At 64.0% G+C, this 16,624-nt stretch carries 14 protein-coding genes; 2 read left to right on the top strand and 12 right to left on the bottom strand.

What is annotated here, in order from left to right; genetic code table 11:
• Positions 1-83 precede the first annotated feature (83 nt).
• The 11 genes from J2045_RS17455 to J2045_RS17505 form a co-directional block, all read right to left on the bottom strand.
• Entirely contained in the window at positions 84-848 is a 765-nt protein-coding gene (locus J2045_RS17455) for an iron ABC transporter ATP-binding protein (protein ID WP_307375068.1), read from the bottom strand.
• Positions 845-1,789 carry an iron chelate uptake ABC transporter family permease subunit gene (locus J2045_RS17460; RefSeq protein ID WP_307375070.1) on the bottom strand — a complete coding sequence of 315 codons (945 nt, stop codon included), beginning with the start codon at positions 1,787-1,789 and terminating at the stop codon, positions 845-847. Before J2045_RS17460 ends, J2045_RS17455 begins: the two co-directional genes overlap by 4 nt.
• Entirely contained in the window at positions 1,782-2,759 is a 978-nt protein-coding gene (locus J2045_RS17465) for an ABC transporter permease (protein WP_307375072.1), read from the bottom strand. The genes J2045_RS17460 and J2045_RS17465 overlap by 8 nt, the downstream gene beginning before the upstream one ends.
• A complete protein-coding gene (locus J2045_RS17470) occupies positions 2,759-3,670 on the bottom strand; it encodes a siderophore ABC transporter substrate-binding protein (protein ID WP_307375074.1) in 912 nt (303 codons plus the stop codon). Before J2045_RS17470 ends, J2045_RS17465 begins: the two co-directional genes overlap by 1 nt.
• A 33-nt stretch (positions 3,671-3,703) precedes the next feature.
• Positions 3,704-5,017: a DUF6005 family protein gene (locus J2045_RS17475; RefSeq protein ID WP_307375076.1), complete on the bottom strand. Its 1,314-nt coding sequence runs from the start codon at positions 5,015-5,017 to the stop codon at positions 3,704-3,706.
• The gene (locus J2045_RS17480) at positions 5,014-6,282 is read right to left on the bottom strand and encodes an AMP-binding protein (RefSeq protein ID WP_307375079.1); all 1,269 of its coding nucleotides are present in this window, start codon (positions 6,280-6,282) and stop codon (positions 5,014-5,016) included. Before J2045_RS17480 ends, J2045_RS17475 begins: the two co-directional genes overlap by 4 nt.
• On the bottom strand, positions 6,279-8,003 hold the full coding sequence (locus J2045_RS17485; protein ID WP_307375080.1) for an IucA/IucC family protein: 1,725 nt from the start codon (positions 8,001-8,003) through the stop codon (positions 6,279-6,281). The genes J2045_RS17480 and J2045_RS17485 overlap by 4 nt, the downstream gene beginning before the upstream one ends.
• A complete protein-coding gene (locus J2045_RS17490; protein ID WP_307375082.1) occupies positions 7,987-9,789 on the bottom strand; it encodes an IucA/IucC family protein in 1,803 nt (600 codons plus the stop codon). Before J2045_RS17490 ends, J2045_RS17485 begins: the two co-directional genes overlap by 17 nt.
• A 148-nt stretch (positions 9,790-9,937) precedes the next feature.
• On the bottom strand, positions 9,938-12,238 hold the full coding sequence (locus J2045_RS17495; protein ID WP_307375084.1) for a TonB-dependent receptor domain-containing protein: 2,301 nt from the start codon (positions 12,236-12,238) through the stop codon (positions 9,938-9,940).
• Between the two features lie 141 nt (positions 12,239-12,379).
• On the bottom strand, positions 12,380-13,399 hold the full coding sequence (locus J2045_RS17500) for a FecR family protein (RefSeq protein WP_307375086.1): 1,020 nt from the start codon (positions 13,397-13,399) through the stop codon (positions 12,380-12,382).
• 171 nt (positions 13,400-13,570) lie between these two features.
• On the bottom strand, positions 13,571-14,086 hold the full coding sequence (locus J2045_RS17505; protein WP_307375088.1) for a sigma-70 family RNA polymerase sigma factor: 516 nt from the start codon (positions 14,084-14,086) through the stop codon (positions 13,571-13,573).
• A gap of 273 nt (positions 14,087-14,359) precedes the next feature.
• Between J2045_RS17505 and J2045_RS17510 the strand changes: the two genes are divergently transcribed.
• Positions 14,360-15,283, top strand: coding sequence for a fatty acid desaturase (locus tag J2045_RS17510; protein WP_307375090.1), 924 nt, complete (start codon positions 14,360-14,362; stop codon positions 15,281-15,283).
• A gap of 35 nt (positions 15,284-15,318) precedes the next feature.
• Positions 15,319-16,107, top strand: a complete 789-nt coding sequence (locus tag J2045_RS17515) for a phosphate/phosphite/phosphonate ABC transporter substrate-binding protein (protein ID WP_307375092.1) — start codon at positions 15,319-15,321, stop codon at positions 16,105-16,107.
• 47 nt (positions 16,108-16,154) lie between these two features.
• Here the strand turns inward: J2045_RS17515 and J2045_RS17520 are convergent, their stop codons facing one another.
• A complete protein-coding gene (locus J2045_RS17520; protein ID WP_307375094.1) occupies positions 16,155-16,415 on the bottom strand; it encodes a hypothetical protein in 261 nt (86 codons plus the stop codon).
• Between the last annotated feature and the right edge of the window lie 209 nt (positions 16,416-16,624).

Raw genomic sequence — 16,624 nt, forward strand, 5'->3', positions numbered from 1 at the left:
ATGAACGCCAGTATCAACTATAGCGGAAGTTCACAAGCAGCGGGGACCACCATCCCCATGCCATGACTGCCGGGGCCAGCAATTCACCGCTGCGCATATTGCAGCGCCAGCCGCATGCCGCCGGTCTCCATCACCGGTACGGCAAAGCCGTAGATGGCTTCCAGCACTTCCGAGCGCATGATCGCGTCAGGCGTCCCATCGGCTGCGATCCGGCCGTTTTTCATCGCGATGATCCGGTCGGCGCTGGCAGACGCATGGTTGATGTCGTGCAGCACGATGACGATGGTGCGGCCGGTCTCGTCGGTGAGCCGGCGCAGCTCCAGCATCAGCTGGCGGGCGTGATACATGTCGAGATTGTTCAAGGGCTCGTCGAGCAGGATATAGTCCGTCCCTTGCGCATAGGTCATCGCCACCATCACCCGCTGCCGCTGACCGCCGGAGAGCCGGTCGAGCGAGCGGTTGGCAAGGCCTTCGAGCTCGAAACGGGCAAGCGCCTCCTCGACCATCGCCTTGTCCTCCGCCGTCATCCGCCCGCCGCTATGCGGAAAACGGCCGAAACCGACCATTTCGCGCACGCTGACGCGGGGCGGCGGGCCAGAATCCTGCCTCAGAATCGCGAGCTTCTTGGCGAGCACCTTGCCGGGTGTCGAGCCGACCGGAAGCCCGTCGATGGTGACGGATCCCTGCTGCAGCGGCAACAGCCGGGCGGCAAGCGAGAGCAGGGTGGATTTGCCCGCCCCGTTCGGGCCGACCAGGGCGGTGAGGCCACCCTTGGGCAGAACGAGGTCGATGCCGTCGAGCACGCGCTGGCCCTCGCGAGTGAGGCTGACGGATTGGATTTCGATCATCGTGTGCGCCTCGCAAACAGAAGCAGGATAAAGACAAGGCCGCCGAGGAAATCGACGACGACAGAGAGCGTGCCGGCCTGGCCAAGCCCGTGCTGCAACAGCGTCTGCCCGCCGACCAGCACGATGACGCCGAGAAGCATGGCAACCACGAAGACGGAAGCGTGCCTGCGCGAGGATGTGAGCCGTTCGGCAAGCGCTGTGATCAACAGGCCGAAAAAGGTGACGGGGCCGACGAGTGCTGTGGAGACGGCGACCAGCAGTGACACGGTGATGAGCTGCACCAGCACCACCCGGTTCCAGTCGAGACCGAGGCCGATGGCCGTGTCGCGTCCGAGTGCGGCGATATCGAGCAGATGGCGGCGCGAGAAGAGGAAGCCGCCAGCCAGGATCGTGACGAGCGCTGCGATGGCGAGCAGGTCGGTGTTCGGCGCGGAGAGATTCGCATACATCGCCCGCTGCGCCACGGCGAATTCCTGCGGGTCGATCAGCCGTGCCAGGAGATTGGTCAGGCTGCGGAAAAGCCCGCCGATGACGACGCCGGCGAGCAGCATCAGTGTCAGGTCCATCCGGCTCTTCAGCGCCGGCCAGAGGATGAGCATGGCGAGCAGCATCAGGGCGGATGCCTCCATGCCGAATTTCAAATGCGGCGAGAGCGAGACATAACCCAGCCCGCCCAGCGCAAAGACGAGGGCCGCCTGACCGAACTGGTAGAGCGCATCGAGACCCATGATTGATGGGGTGAGGATGCGGTTGCCGGTGATCGTCTGGAAGGTGACGGTCGAGAGCGCGATGGCAACAGCAACGGTCACCAGCGCCGCAAGCCGGATGCCGCGCAGCTCCAGCGCAAAGGCGATATTGCCGCGCAGGTTGACCGTCATGAAGGCGGTGATGGCGAAGAGTGCAAGACAGAGGAGGAGGCCGATGACGATCCGGTCACGCATCGCGGCGCTCCCTGAGGATGAACCAGAGGAAGACGGCAGGCCCGATGACGCCCATCACGGTGCCGACGGGGATCTCGTAAGGAAAGCGCATGAGGCGACCGGCGATGTCGGAGGCGAGAACGAGGATTGCCCCGCCCAGCGCCACGAGCGGCAGCGTGCCGCGCAGATTGTCGCCCGAGATACGCGACACGAGATTGGGCACGACGAGGCCGACAAAGGGGATCAGCCCGACCACGACGACCGAGAGCGCCGACATGACCGAGACAAGCACTAAGCCGATCTGGGTCATGCGGCGATAATCGATGCCGAGGCTGGTCGCCTGGTCCTCGCCAAGCGCCATGATCGTCAGCCGGTCGGCAATCAGGATCGCCGCCGCGACGATGACCACGGCGACAAACAGCAGCTCATAGCGGCCCTTCAGCACGCCGGAGAATTCACCATTGGTCCAGATGTCGAGGTATTGCAGGAGATCGGTCTGCCAGGCGACATAGGTGACGGCAGCCCCGACTACGCCGCCATAGACGAGGCTGAAAAGCGGTACGAGATGCGGCTGTTCCGGCGGCAGGCGATGGGCGGTGGCGAGGAACAGTGCGGTGCCGGCAAGCGCACAGCCGCTGGCGACCAGCGCCTTCACGCCAAGGCCGGCGGCGGGCAGGAACAGCGTCACGATCAGGATGCCGAGCGCTGCACTCTGGGCGGTGCCCGCCGTCGAGGGCTCGACGAAACGGTTGCGCGTGAGCGTCTGCATGATCTGGCCGGCAACGGCCAGCCCCGCACCGCAGAGCACGGCAGCGAGCGTGCGCGGCAGCCGGCTGATGGCCATGAGATCGGCAAAGGGCATCGCACTGTCAGTGCCGGAGAGCGACAGCTCCTGCACGCCGATCGCAAGGCTCAACACGACGAGAAGCGCCAGGCAGAGCCCGGCGCCAATCATCACGCGGCGATGTGGTGTATCAGCGATGGCAGACATCACTGGCTGGCGGAGAAACCGGCCTCGATCGTGGCCAGCACCCGTTCGGTGGCCTTCAATCCGCCGGCTGCGATGTAGAAGTCCGCCGATGGCAGATAGATCACCTGACCGCTCTTCCAGGCCTTGGTCTCGGCGACCAGCGCATTGTCGAGTGTTGCCTTGGCATTCTGGTCATTGGCGCCGATGGCGGCGGCCCGGTCGAGCACCAGCAGCCAGTCGGGATTGGCCTTGGCGATGAACTCGAAGGAGACCGGCTCGCCATGGGTGGCGGCCTCGACGTCTTCGACAGCCGGCGGCAGGTCGAGCGCCTTGTGGACCCAGCCGAAGCGAGAATCGATCCCGTAAGCGGTGATCTTCGGCCCGTTGGTCATCAGGATCAGGCCCTTGCCCTTGCCCTGAACGGCGGCCTTGGCGCGGGCAAGCGCTGCGTCGAAATCGGCAACGGCCTTCTCGGCCTCTGCCTGCCTGCCGAAGATCGCGCCATAGGTCGTGGCCCGCTCTCGCGCCTGGTCGACCACATCGACGCCGTCCATGGTCATGTCGAGCGAGGGCGCGACCTTCACCGTTTCCTTTTCCTTGCCGGAGGAGCGGCCGCCGACAATGATCAGGTCAGGCGCAAGCGCGCTCAGGGCTTCGAGATTGGGCTCAAAGATGTCGCCGACAACCTCGGCCTTGCCCTTCAGGTCCGAGAGTTCGGCGAGATAGAGGTTTTCCGGAATGCCCGCCGGCATCACGCCGATGGCCAGCAGCGTGTCCAGGGCGGCAATGTCGAAGACGGCCACCTTCGACGGCGTGCCCTCGACGGTAACCTTGCCGGCATAGGTCGCGACATCGAGCGCTAGCGCCGGCAGGGCGGCAAGCGTGAGGCCGGCGGCAAGCAACGCGCGGCGGGTAAAGGGTCGGATGGTCATGGTCGTTTCTCCCAGATGTCAGATGGTCATTGATCAGCCCAGCGCCTTCAGGCGCGGAGCCGTTGTGTCTTGAAAACCGGCACTCCAGGCGTCGAAGGCAGCGCCCAGCCGGGTCTTGATGGAGGTCTCGAAGCGGTCTGCGCGGTCGAGCCGGCGCGTCACGTCCTCGATCAGCCGCCGGTCGCCGGTCTGGGCGAGCTTCATCGCGGCGAAATGGATGTTCTTCAGCTCCTGATGCAGCGCCTCGATCTCGGTGCACCAGTGCTCGAACTCGCTGTTGGCAAGCTTTGCCGCCCGCCAGATGAAGGCAAAGCCATGCTCATAGGCATATTTGCGGATGGCGAGCACAGGCAGTTCGCGAAGCCCCGATGTCAGATCCGAGAGCGTCAGCCCGTCGCGCCCTTCGACATGGGCGGCGAGGATCGATCGGAGCGCGTCGATCAGCGGGTTGCGGTCGCGGATCAGGCAGGTATTCAGATAGGCCGCGACATCGGCATCGGCAGCCGGCTGGAAGTCGGCGCGATCGAAATGATAGCCGCCGGCGACGGAAGGCTGGGCAATCGCGTTCAGCACCTTCGCGCGTTCGATCGGCCCTTCCCAGCGATAGTCGGGGTCGCGGATGAACCAGACATCGGGGTCGTCGGTCATTTCCGGCATCAGGTAATGCGGGAAGGGGTTCTGGTTGAACTTGTTCTCCCGCTCCGGCAGGTGGAAGAGGTCGAGCATCACCATCACGCCCTCGGTTTCCCGCCGCTTTTCCAGCAGATCGAGGAAGGTCGCGATGTTCTCGTCCTTGGAGCGGGAATGGTCGTACCAGGGTGTCACGGGCGCGCGGTAGAGCCGCTCGAACCAGAGGCGGAAGGGCTCATGGCTGACGGTTGCGTCGTGATAGAGCAGCTCGTGGCGCGGGCTGATGCCGAAGGGCGCATCCCAGATGCCGAAATAGAAGGGCCGGTGGTCGATGCCGCGCCGCTTCAAGCCATCGCAAAGGCAGCTGACAAAGCAGTGGACCTTGATGTCGTAATAGTCCTCGCCATGCACCCCGCCTTCGAATTCCGGCATGGGCTCTGCGGCAGGCTCCGGCTCGGCGGGCGCCGCGTCGTCTTCAGGCAGGAAGAGATCGGCGAGATCGGCGACCGTAACCACGTCCTTACGGCTGATCACGGCATCATCGACCATCAGCCCGTGTTCGAGCTCGAGATTGAGGAAGATCTGCAGGATCAGCACGGAATCGAGATAGAGATCCTGGTTGAGCCGCGCCACCGGCGAAAACGCCTCCATATGCCGATGCTGCATGGGCCCGGCCAGCACCTTGGCGATGGCGTCGATGATGTCGCTTCGGGTCACGAGGCGCACTCCTTCTGATCGTTGAAGTCTCCGTCCAAAAAGCGCCTCGCGATCTCGCGGCGGCTGATCTTGCCATTCGCTTGGCGCGGCACCTCGGCCACTTGCACGAGATGCATCGGCACCTGATGCGGCTGTAAAACGGTGATCAGTCGCTCGCGCAGCTCGGATGACGCCATCATCCGGTTCGCCGAATAGACCAGCGCCACCCGCTCGCCGGCAAAACTGTCGGGCACGCGGAAGGCAACCGCATCGGTGACATCGTCAACGGCAATCGCCTGGTCTTCGACATCGCGGGGATAGACGTTGAGGCCCGAGACATTCACCGTGTCATCGAGCCGCGAGATGAAGACCAGCATGCCGTCGGCGCTGACATAACCGAGATCCCTGGTCTCGATCCTGGTGATCCCATCCAGCACGATCTCGACCGGCGCATCCGCCATGCCGCTGTCAGCCAGCGAGAAACGCGGCAGAATGCGGCCCATGTCGGCGGGATGGGTGAGGTCGCTGTTGATCGCCACGCAGCCGGCTTCCGAGCAGCCATATTGCTGGTAGAAGCGCTCGGCCTTGGCGCGGATGGTGGAAAACCAGCTCTCCGGCAACAGCGTGCCCGAGGTCATGATCGCATGCACCTGTTCGCCGGCCGGCAACAAGCGCGCCAGCGTGTGCAGCATGGCCGGCGAGGAATAGAGGATCGGCCGCTCGGTTTCGTGCAAAACCTTGATCAGATGCTTGGGATTGGCGGTGTTCACCACATGCGGCACGCGTCCGCGCTTCAAGCCGACCAGAAGCCCGCAGATTAGCCCGTAGGAATGGGTGGTCGGGCAGGCGATGACGGGCGTCATGTCCTGAGGCTCGCGGAAGAAGCCGACATAGTCTTCCAGCTCCCGCTCGATATCGTCCCATCCGCGCGCCACGCATTTTGCAGCCCCCGTGGTGCCGGAGCTCATCTGCAACAGCCGCCCGCGCGGGCTGTCGTCGTCGGGCTCGCCCAGCCATTCGGCGGTCGTGCCGCCGTGATAGAGCCGGTGGCAGCCTGCCTCCTTGGCAAGCTTGCGGGCGGTGGCCAGCGGCGTGCCGGGCAGAAGCGGCAGGATGCTTGCCCCGAGCCGCTTGATGGCGAAGAAGGCCGACAGCCAGTCTACCGTCTCGCTTAGGCAGACGGCGACGCTGAGGCGCGGGTCCGCGATCCCGGTTGCGGCAAGGAAGGCTTCGCCCTTGGCGTCGATCTCGGTCTGGCTATGGAAGGTCCCGTCGATCAGGATCATGGCTGGTCGCTCCTTTCTTTGAGCCCAAGCGGATTGGGCACCCGGTGGCGATAGAGGCTGCGGTCGCGGAAAAGCTTGCGCGACAGCAGCGATTCCGTCGAAATTTCCGTGCTGTCATGGGCAAAGAGCGCAAGTCGCCCCTTGTCGGGATATTGCTCGCCGTAACTGTCGAGCAGTTCGCCTACCAGGTCCCAGAAGGCCTGCTCGGAAAGGCCATAGGCCGTCTCGATCAACAGCGAGACCTCCGTCAGGCAGTAGATGAACAGGCAGTCCATCACCAGTTCGCGCAGCTCATTGGCATGGTCGGTCCAGTAATAGGCATCTGACGGCGCCCCGTCGTAAACGGGGTCGATGGCCGCGAAATCCGGAAGGTCTTGCGGGCGCCTCAGCAGTGCCGGGCAGAATTCAACGCTCTCGTGGAAATCGCGCAGGATCAGCCGTTCCGGCCAGCCATGGCGCAGCACGAGGATCATGTTCTGCCCATGCGCCTCAAGCGCCACGCCGTGATGCACCATCAGATGCCAGACCGGCAGGACTGCCACCTCCAGCATCCGGTGCAGCCAGGGCAGGAGACCATGCCGCGCGATGAAGGGCGCGATGAACGGCTTGCCGTCCGTCTCCAGCATCATCAGCGCGTTGAACGGCACCGCCTGCTCACCGGGCAGGAGTGTTGGGCTCTCGCGCAGCATCAGCCCGAGCTTGCCGTCGAGCGCGCCATCAGCATCGACGCGGATTCCGGCATATTCCTGCAGGATATCAAGCGGATAGCGGCTGCGGAAACTTTCGTCGCCCGCAACGAGCCCGGCAAGCCAGCGGCTGAGATGCGGTGCCGTGACGATCGAATGCGGCTCCAGCACGCGCATCGAGGAGGTGTTGACGATGTCGAGCGGCAGCTTCACATGCGCGCGGGTAGGATCAGCATGGTTGATGAGCGTCCGGATCGATTGTGTCGCCCGATAGGGATCGCCGTTTTCGCCAAGCGAGGCCACCCGTCCGTCGGCGATCCAGTCGGCCAGCAGCCCGTCCTTCAGATGCCGCCACTGCCAGGGATGCAAGGGGACAAGCGCATGGCTGTCGAGCGAAACGCCCCTACACTTCATCCGCGAGAACAGCCGGGCCGCATGTGCCTCGCCCAACTCCTTCCGCCAGAAGGTTTCCACGGCAGTCGGCAGGGCCTCGCGCACATGCGCGCGTGCGACCGCCAGCCAATGCAGCCGGAAGGGCCGGGCGGCCTCCGGGCCGAAAAGGGCGTTATCCTCCAGCGTGAAGCCGGTGCGTGACTTGAAGCAGGGATGATAGGGATGCGCCTCGGACAGCGCGCAATCCAGCCGGTCGAAGGGCAGCGACCGGCGGTCACCGGGTTGCGGCAGGGCGCTGTCCTGCGCCAGAAAGACGATCGTGCTTTGCAATTCCTTGAGCAGCGTCAGCCGGGCCGTCTCCGGTGCCGGGACAAGATCGACCAATTGATCGAGCGCGCCGGCCGTCCAGGCGCGCGTTTGCGGGCAGCGCAGCTGCAGCGAGCCTGGCGCCATGCGCGTCCGTCCAAACGGCCCCTGATGCAGCCGCGCCCGGGCCTCGCCGCTGCCGATGACAAGCCGCGTCGTGCCGTCGTTCGAACCGGGATCGTCGACCTCTGCCACGCCTTCGAAAAGCAGGGCCGAAACGAGTTGCCGGAGTACGCGCTCCTCCGGCTGGCCGGGAAGATCAAGAGGCAAGGGCATCGGTAAGCCTCGCGGTCTTGAGGTTGGCGGGATGCAGCGGGTTCGGCATTTCGCGATAGAGCGAGGCTCCCGCCCCACCTTCGAGCTCGTCGATGCCGGCGATGCGCACGCCGAGATTGGCCTTGGTGGTGATCGTCCTTTCGTCGAGAAGATGCCGGACGAAATCGAGCCCGCTGCCGCGCAATGTCCTGCTCAGCGCCGCCAGATGGCCGCGCAACCGGGTGAGCAGGCAGGCTTCGTCGGCAAGCCCCTCGGCGGCCATCCGGTGGATCACAGCAAAGACCTGGTTGACGACAAGGTAGTAGCCGAAGCGCCGGCGGATCTCCGCGTCGGGATAAAAGAGGTCGGCGACCTCGGCCAATTCCGGGAGAGCCTTTGTCAGCGTCGGGCGATGCCGCTCGGAGAGATAGAAGCCCTGGCTGTCGCGGTAAACGACCTTCGATGGCCACCCCTGGGAGACATCGACCAGCATGTTCTGCTGATGGGCTTCGAGCGCGATGCCCGTCTCGTCATAGAGCCGGACAAGCGCGGTGACCGCGCAGTCAAGATAGCGATCGAACCACTGATGTGCGGCCTCGGTCCTCGCCAGTCCCGCCTCTCCCGCCAGCCGCTCGATGAGTGCCGCAAGCCTCTGGCGTCGACCGGGAAGGGCCGGTGCCGTCAGCGCCGCGATGCTGACCACGCCTTCGCCCCTGTCGCCGCGATAGGGGTTCTCCCGCAGGATCACCTCGAAGCCGCTTTCGCTCGATCCCGGCAGATCGAGCGTGAGATAGGCGGGATCCCGGAGGAAGCCGAGCTTCGGCAGCCGGGTCTTGATGTCGAGCAGGTCGACCAGCCGCGCCATGACGACGCCGGCCTCCAGCTCATGGGCCCGGTTGAGCCGGAGCGAATTGGTGATCTTCACCGGCAGCGAGAATTTCAGCATCCAGTCGCAGTCGTCGGAGGCGACGGTGCGCACCGAAGATGTCGCGGTGAACGGGACCCCGCCACTGCCAAGGGGACGCAAGAGACCTGCCTCGATCAGCGCCTGGATGCGTGGCTGAAGCATTAGCGCTTCGGCCTGGAGCGGATGCATTGGCAAGACCATCTCGTCGTCGCCGAGCGCGCCCTCATGGAGCAGATCGCCCGCCATTGCGCCCACGATCGCATTGAGATCACCCGCGACCGAGCAGGCCCGCACCCTATCGCGCGGTGCGGCGAAATAGGTGAGCGCAAAACGCCCGCCACCCTCGGGAGCGTAGACCGCCGACTGCCAGTCGCTCATGCCGGTGAGGCTCTTCGGCGTGGGATGCATCCAGTGCCCGAAGGTGAGCGATTGCTCGCTTTCGAGGAAACCCTGCGGCCGGTTGTCGAGAGGTTGTGCCGCCGACTGTGCGGCAAGGTCAGCGATCCGCGCACAGCTCTGCAGCGTCCGCAGCATCAGTTCCAGCCCCGCACCTGGTCGGCTCTCATGCTTGGTCTTTTCGGCGAGATCCTGCACCAGGCATTGCACCGCCCAGAGCGGATCGATCTCCCGCCAGCCCCGTTCGCCGGAATGCCGGCTGAAAAGTGCCCCGAAAGCCTTGGGCCCCACCTGGCTTTCGCTGGTGAGCACTGCCCGCAGATGCAGCCTCGGCCCCGACAGATACCAGTCGAGGCAGCGCCGCTCGCAGCCATCGAGTGCCATGCAGGCGGCGCATCCGGCATCGATTTCCCGGATGTAGCAATTGGCAAAACTCTGGAATGTGGCAACGGCTGCGATCGCATGCGGATCGCACGGCGTATGGGCCTGGGCGCGCGCCATCATGACCACGCTCCGGTCGACCGAATATCCGGTCCGCGAAGCCCGTGGCGGAAATCCCGCTTGGGTTCCAACTCGCTCATCGAGGTTGTCCTCGTCACTCGATACAGAAAAGCCCTCCGCCGGTTCCCCGGCGAAGGGCTGTTTTGTCTGATCAGAAGGTCGCCTTGACCGAGAGCAGGAAGGTGCGGCCCTGCTCGTAGAGCTCATCGACGTTGTCGAATTCCTGGCCGTAGGTTGCACGGCTCGCATAGGTCTCGTTGAAGAGGTTCTGCACCTCTGCGCGGAAGGTCATGTGCGGCAGCTGTTCCGGCTTCCACTCGGTGTAGAGATTGACCACTTCGTAGGCCGCATAGGTGTTCGCGCCGTCTTCGAATTCCGGCGCAAATTCCATGTCGCCGCCGACGGTGAGGCCCCAGTCGCTGAAGGTGTGAGCGGCCGATACGGTGATGATGTCGCCAACCGGTGTGGTCAGATAGCTGCCCGTGTCGGAATCAGCAGGCTTGCCGTCGATCTCGGCGTTGATCCTGGCATACTTCACCTTGATGAAGCCGTCGGTCCAGTCATAGCCTGCCCCCACTTCGAAGCCCCAGGTCTCGACATCGTAGTTCAGGTTGGACCGAGCAGCGGCCCATTTCGCGACGCGCGCATCCTGGATCATGCTGCGGAAGAGGCTGCCCTCGGCTGTGAAGCCCTGATGGTGGAACTCCAGACCGGCGGTGGCATTGTTGGCGGTCGTGACCTCCGGCCCCTCTACGCCATAGTTCCAGTTCGGGTTCATGATGAAGGCTTCCGCAAGCGGAATACCCGCCCAGACATGGCTCGCGCCGGCCTTGGCCGTCAGGAAGCTCGTCAGGTCATATTCAACCGAGGCATTGCCGCTGAGACCGGAGTGGTCCCACTTCTCGCCGGTCGTGCCTTCGAACCACTGCTTGTCGGCACGCCCGCCGAAGGAAAGCCGCATGGCATCAAGGGGCTCGATCCGCACCTGGGTATAGATGCCGACGTTCCGGGCGCGTTCGGTGGCATCCTCAGTATCGCGTTCGGTGTCGAGTTCGATCTTGTCGCGGTAGAAGTCCAGACCGGCGACGATGTTGCCGTTTTCCAGCGCGAACTTGTTCTCGAACTTGCCGTTCAGGCTGCCGCTCTCGCCCTGTCCGTCATAGGATGTGTAGTCGGTGCTGGCATCGAAGTCGTCGTAGAAGATCGGCGTATCAACCGAGCTATGGCTGTAGGCCAGCCGCACCGTCGGGTCCCACCAGCCTTCCGGCGTCGTGTCCGTATAGGTGAAGACGGTGTTGTCGCGGTCAATCTTGTAGTTGCGGTAGGGAGGCTCCCAGGTGCGGCCCGTCGTGACCACGCTGGCGTTCGCGCGATAGGGTCGCTCAGCATCATCGCGGACCCGTTCGTGGCTGATCTCGAAGCGGTCGCCGCTCTCGGCCTCATAGGCAAACTTGCCGAGCCCGCTCAGAAGGTTCGTTTCGGTTCCGCGGACCTCGTCGCCATTACCGGCTTCGTAGTTGTCACCCTTGCCGTAGTTCACAAAACCGAGGAATTCGAAGCCGTCCTGCATCGCCCAGCCGCCGAGGCCGGTGGTGAATGTCTGGCTGTTCGAATTGTAGGTTTCCGACACCATGCCGCCGAAGCCGTCTTCGGTCAGCAGGTCCTTCACATCCTTCGTCTCATAGGCGATCGAGCCGGCCAAGGCGCCCGGCCCGACATCGGCGGGTGCGATACCCGCGTCGACATCAACCGCCTTCAGCAGCGAGGGGTCGATCAGGGTGGTGGCATTGTGGTGAAAGACGCGGTTGTTCTGCCGGCTGCCGTCGATGGTGACCGCCAGCGTCGTCTCTTCCAGACCGTTGACATAGACCTTCTGCGAGGTCGGAATCGAACTTCCGACGCTCACACCCGCCTCGTCGCGGAAGACATCGGCGATGCTGGCCGGATTGCGGGCTTCGAGCTGTTCGGCGCCGATATTGACCGAACTGACGCTTGTGGCCGCGCCCTGACCGGTCACGGTGATCTCGCCGATCGTGGTCGATCCGTCAGCAGCCGGTGCGCCACCGGTGGCGGCAGACGACTGGTCGCCGACCACGACAATGCCGTTGCTGATGCGATAGGTGAGGCCGGTGCCGGCAAGCAGGCGGGCCAGGGCAGCATCTGCCGTCAGGCTGCCGGAAACGGCGGCCGAGTTCGCACCACGGGCAGCCTCTGCCGCCAGCGACACCTGCAGACCCGACTGCCGGCCGAAGGCCTTCAGCGCATTGGCGAGCGGCTGTGCCGGAATGTCATAGGTCCGCGTCGCGGCGGTCTCGACCGCCGTCTGCGCCAGGGCGGGCAGGCTGGAGGGCCCCGCCAGAAGCGCCAGGGCGCAGGCTGTTGTGGTCAGAAGGCGGCGCGACGCAGCTCTGATCAAGGCGTCGCGATCCGTGGAAAGTCTCGTAGCAGTCATACTCGTCCCCATACAGAAACCGGCTCATGGCCGCGTTCAAGGGTAAATACGAGTGAAAAAGACAAGTTTTTCAGACAACATTCATCTTTTTGCGATCAATTCGCGAAAAAACAATCAAGGCTATGAAATTAAATGTTAATTTCAATATTGAGAGATCACCCGCAGATAGGGTGAAACGGCCCGGACCTTCAATCCGAAGGGTGCGGCCAGCGCCGAGAGCGCCTTGTCGGGATCGTCGAGATCGTACAGGCCTGTTACCCGCAGCGACGCCACGCTGCTGTCGGCCACGACGATCCAGGCGTCGTGCTGGCGCTGGATGAGGCCCACCACATCGGCGAATGCCTGATCGGTGACCGACAGGCGGCCCTCCCGCCAGAGCGCGATTTCGCCGGGATCGACATGACTGCGTTCCGCCTTGCCCTGCCGGCGGTCGACGGTCACGACATCGCCGGGGGCAAGCACGATCTCGTCGCCGTTGGCCGCACCCTGAACACTGAGCGCGATGGCGCCATGGGCGAGTTCGACGCGTGTTCCCTGGCCCGTGTCGCGCACGCTGAAGGCGGTGCCGAGCACGCGCACCGAAGCATCCCGGGCCTCGACCACGAATGGCCGTTCCGCATCGCGTTCGACCTCGAAATAGGCTTCGCCCGAAAGCAGCCGCACCTGGCGGGACAGGCCGTCGAAATCGTCGGCCAGCGCCGTTTGAGGTGCCAGCGTCACCCGCGATCCATCGGCGAGCGTCACCATCTCGGTCTCGCCGGTGCCGGTGCGGAAATCCGCCTCCATGCGGATCCGCAGGTCGGGGCCGAAGACTGAGGCGACGATCACGATGGAGAGCAGGGCGGCGGCTGCGAGCCCGAAGCTGCGGCGCGGGAACTGCGCCCTTTGGTGCCGCTCCGCATCCGTTGCCCTTTGCAGTGCCTGATGCGTTGGACTGCGTACGTCCGGGGCCGGCGATGCTGTGGGCCCCTCGCCAAGCGCCGCCCAGGTGCGACAGATCCGTGTCCAGGCGGCCGCATGGGCATCGGAGGCCTGCAGCCAGCTCTCCCATTCGGTGATGAGTTCAGGGTCGGTCGGCGCATCGCGCAGACGCATGAGCCAGTCCATCGCCTCTTCGAGAAGCAATTCGTCCTGCTGTTGTGGCTGATCCGTGACGCTCACCGGCCGGCTGTTCCCTGATTGCTTCGTTGTTGCGCCGCCGCGTCGGGGCAGCACCCGGCGTGGCCGCAAGACGTGCCCGCATCTGCGGCGAACTCATCTGTGGCTGCTGGATATACGATTGACCCGCTGCTTTTTTTCATGCGTCCCCCGGTATTTTTGCCCGTCATGAATTCAGTGCGTGGCCCTGTCCAGCGACAGCGCGATCTTCACCATGCCGCCGCGGATCATCCGGTGGGCCGTCGCCACCGAGATCTTCAACTCGGCAGCGATTGCCTCCAGTGTCCATCCTTCCATCCGGTAAAGCTCGATCGCGCGGCGGGTCTCGGGCGGCAGCGCGTCCAGTGCCCGGGAGGCGACCCGTGCCTGGTCAGCGAAGAGAACCGACTCTTCCGGCGAGCCGGGATCCTGCGGCAAGATCCAGAAGGGTGGATCGACCTCGCGCCCGCGGGCTTCGATCGTGCGCCGCTTCATCGCGTCGAAGACGAGGTTGCGCACGATGCTGTAGAGATAGGCGAGCACCTGGCGCGGGGTGTAGTCCTCGCTGTCCACCGGTTTCAGCCGCAGAAACGCGTCCTGAACGATGTCTTCCGCCTGGTCGCGCGAGCCCAGCAGCCGGGCAGCATAATCCACCAGGGCCGCTCTGTTCTCGAGGAAAACCTCAAGATGGCTCTTGGCATCTGCAACCATGGGGCGTTCGACATCACCGGTTTAAATTTGACGGACAGAGGAAGCTTTCGCTCTAGCCGATTAGCCCGACAGTGGCAATCGTCGCGATCGGCGTGTCTGGCCCGCTCCCTTTGCATGCCACCTCGCGGCCTTTCCGGCCAGGGGACTGCCTTTTTTGGCAGATATGCGCCGTTTTCTGCTGTTTTCGCGCCGTCCCGCGCCGCTTTTACTCCATCGCATCGCGCACAAATCAGCTAATCTGTCCTTCCATGAGGATTCGTTTACGGGGACTGCATGGCACATCTTGCCGAGGGTGAGATCGCAATACCGCGCATCGCGCGCATCGAATGGCCGACCGTCGCATTGGCCTTTCTGATCTACGGGGGCTTTCTTGCCGTCACATATTTCTGGCGCGACATCCCGCTTCTGATCCTGGTGCCAGCAGGGGCCTGGTTGATTGCCTGGCACGGTTCGCTGCAGCACGAGGTCATCCACAATCATCCGACCCGCCATGTCTGGATCAACGATGCAATCGGCGTCCCGCCGATTTCGCTCTGGCTGCCCTATCATGTGTACAAGCAGAGCCATCTCGCCCATCACCGCGACGAGCACCTGACCGATCCGATCGAGGATCCGGAATCCTATTATTTCACCAGCCAGGACTGGGATCGCTTCGGTTGGTTCGGCCGCACGCTGCGCGAATTCAACCTGACGCTGATCGGTCGCCTGACGGTCGGACCCGCCATCATCCTCGGCTCTTTCCTCTGGCATGAGGCCGTCAAGGTGATCCGCGGCGAGGGCGATAGCCGTCGTCTCTGGGTCTGGCACGTGCTCGGCGTCGCCGCAGTCCTCTGGTGGGTGCTCGTCGTCTGCGACATGCCTTTCCTGCTTTTCTTCTTCGGCTTCGTCTATTGCGGCACGGCGCTCTCGCGCCTGCGCTCCTATGCGGAGCACCGGTTTGCCGACAACCACGAGGAGCGGACGGCCATCGTCGAGAGGAGCCCGCTCTTCGGTCTGCTGTTCCTCTACAACAACCTGCATGTGCTGCATCACCGTGTGCCGGCACTGCCCTGGTACATGCTGCCCGGCATCTACGAGCGGCATCGCGATTTCCTCGTGCGCCTGAACGGCGGGCTGGTCTATCGCGGCTATCTCGATGTCGCCCGCCGATTTCTGTTCCGCCAGCATGACCGCCCCACCCATCCGAGGCACTCCTGAGCGGCGCGGCAGAGACGAGGCTCGCAAGCCTTGCGATGTATGTCGCACCATCAGTGGTGCTCCAGGCGCAACGGGCAGTCTGGGTCTTCCTGCGCGACCATCTGCGCGATCAGGGCCTTTCCGGCGTGCCCGAGAACCTCGATGAAGAAATGCCCCATCATGAGGCCTGGCTCGATCCGCGCCTGCTCATCGCCCAGACCTGCGGCTTTCCCTTCGTCAAGCACCTGAGGGGCAGGGTGCGTCTCGTTGCCACCCCTGTCTATGTTGCACCCGGCTGCGACGGGCCAACCATGCGCAGCGTCATCGTCACGCGGGCGAAGGATGCTCCGGCGAGCCTTGCCGCCTGCGCTGGTCTCAGGGTCGCGCTCAACGAGCAGGGCAGCAATTCCGGCTACAATCTCCTGCGCGCCGCCGTCGCCCCCCATGCCGGTGGGCGGCCGTTTTTCTCAGGTCTGCTCGAGACCGGCGGCCACCTGGCCAGCATGGCGGCCGTGCGCTGCGGCGATGCCGATCTCGCGGCCATCGACTGCATCACCTACGATCTCCTGCACCGCCACGCCCCGGAGCGTCTGGAGGGGCTCGCGATCCTCGCAGAGACGCCGTCCGGCCCCAATCTTCCCTTCATTACCCGGCTCTCCGCCACGGATGGAGAGCTTGCCGGCCTCCGCGCCGCCTTGCGCGCCGCAATCACCGCCCCGGAGCTTGCCGATGCGCGCGCGACCCTTGGGCTGACGGACGTGCTCGTGCTGGAGGAAGGGGCCTATGACATCCTGCTTGAGCATGAGCAGGTCGCGATTGCTGCCGGCTATCCGGTCCTGCGTTGATCGGCAGGTCATGCTCCTCAGGCTTCGCTGCCGGCCCCTCGGGCGTATCACAGCCTGATCTTCACCGGTCGCCAGACCACCGTCTCTGGCGTGCGATCATAGGGATTGTCCATGATCGTCACCTTGCAGTTCCTGTTGTCGCAATGGGTGCAGCGGAACTTCAGCGAATGGGGGTCGCGGCCCTGGCCGTAGAACTTGGCGAGATCGGATGCCGTGAACCGCGCCTGGCGTTGGCAGTCGCGACAGGTGGCGACCACCAGCATGTTATGGCGCAGCGCTTTTCCGAGTGTGTCGATTGTCCGGGTCATGGCGACGATCTTGAACAAAACAAGAACATCGTCAAGTGCTGAGATGATCACGAAACGCTGCGTGCGCTGGTTTTCAAGGCTTTTCGAGCTTTGGTGGAGGGCGGGTGACCGATTCGGACGTCTCCGGCTAGGTCACTGAAAGTTAACCATAAATTCTTTGCGCTGTAAGCCAACTGTTAACCTTGATCTCTGTATATAGAACTCGCTTC

Source organism: Peteryoungia aggregata LMG 23059 (genome assembly GCF_030814435.1).
Classification (GTDB): domain Bacteria; phylum Pseudomonadota; class Alphaproteobacteria; order Rhizobiales; family Rhizobiaceae; genus Allorhizobium; species Allorhizobium aggregatum.

Excerpts from the sequence above, each read along its gene's own strand:
- J2045_RS17455 (WP_307375068.1), bottom strand. The coding sequence starts at position 848 with ATGATCGAAATCCAATCCGTCAGCCTCACTCGCGAGGGCCAGCGCGTG.
- J2045_RS17460 (WP_307375070.1), bottom strand. The coding sequence starts at position 1,789 with ATGCGTGACCGGATCGTCATCGGCCTCCTCCTCTGTCTTGCACTCTTC.
- J2045_RS17465 (WP_307375072.1), bottom strand. The coding sequence starts at position 2,759 with ATGTCTGCCATCGCTGATACACCACATCGCCGCGTGATGATTGGCGCC.
- J2045_RS17470 (WP_307375074.1), bottom strand. The coding sequence starts at position 3,670 with ATGACCATCCGACCCTTTACCCGCCGCGCGTTGCTTGCCGCCGGCCTC.
- J2045_RS17480 (WP_307375079.1), bottom strand. The coding sequence starts at position 6,282 with ATGATCCTGATCGACGGGACCTTCCATAGCCAGACCGAGATCGACGCC.
- J2045_RS17485 (WP_307375080.1), bottom strand. The coding sequence starts at position 8,003 with ATGCCCTTGCCTCTTGATCTTCCCGGCCAGCCGGAGGAGCGCGTACTC.
- J2045_RS17490 (WP_307375082.1), bottom strand. The coding sequence starts at position 9,789 with ATGATGGCGCGCGCCCAGGCCCATACGCCGTGCGATCCGCATGCGATC.
- J2045_RS17495 (WP_307375084.1), bottom strand. The coding sequence starts at position 12,238 with ATGACTGCTACGAGACTTTCCACGGATCGCGACGCCTTGATCAGAGCT.
- J2045_RS17505 (WP_307375088.1), bottom strand. The coding sequence starts at position 14,086 with ATGGTTGCAGATGCCAAGAGCCATCTTGAGGTTTTCCTCGAGAACAGA.
- J2045_RS17510 (WP_307375090.1), top strand. The coding sequence starts at position 14,360 with ATGGCACATCTTGCCGAGGGTGAGATCGCAATACCGCGCATCGCGCGC.
- J2045_RS17515 (WP_307375092.1), top strand. The coding sequence starts at position 15,319 with ATGTATGTCGCACCATCAGTGGTGCTCCAGGCGCAACGGGCAGTCTGG.
- J2045_RS17520 (WP_307375094.1), bottom strand. The coding sequence starts at position 16,415 with ATGACCCGGACAATCGACACACTCGGAAAAGCGCTGCGCCATAACATG.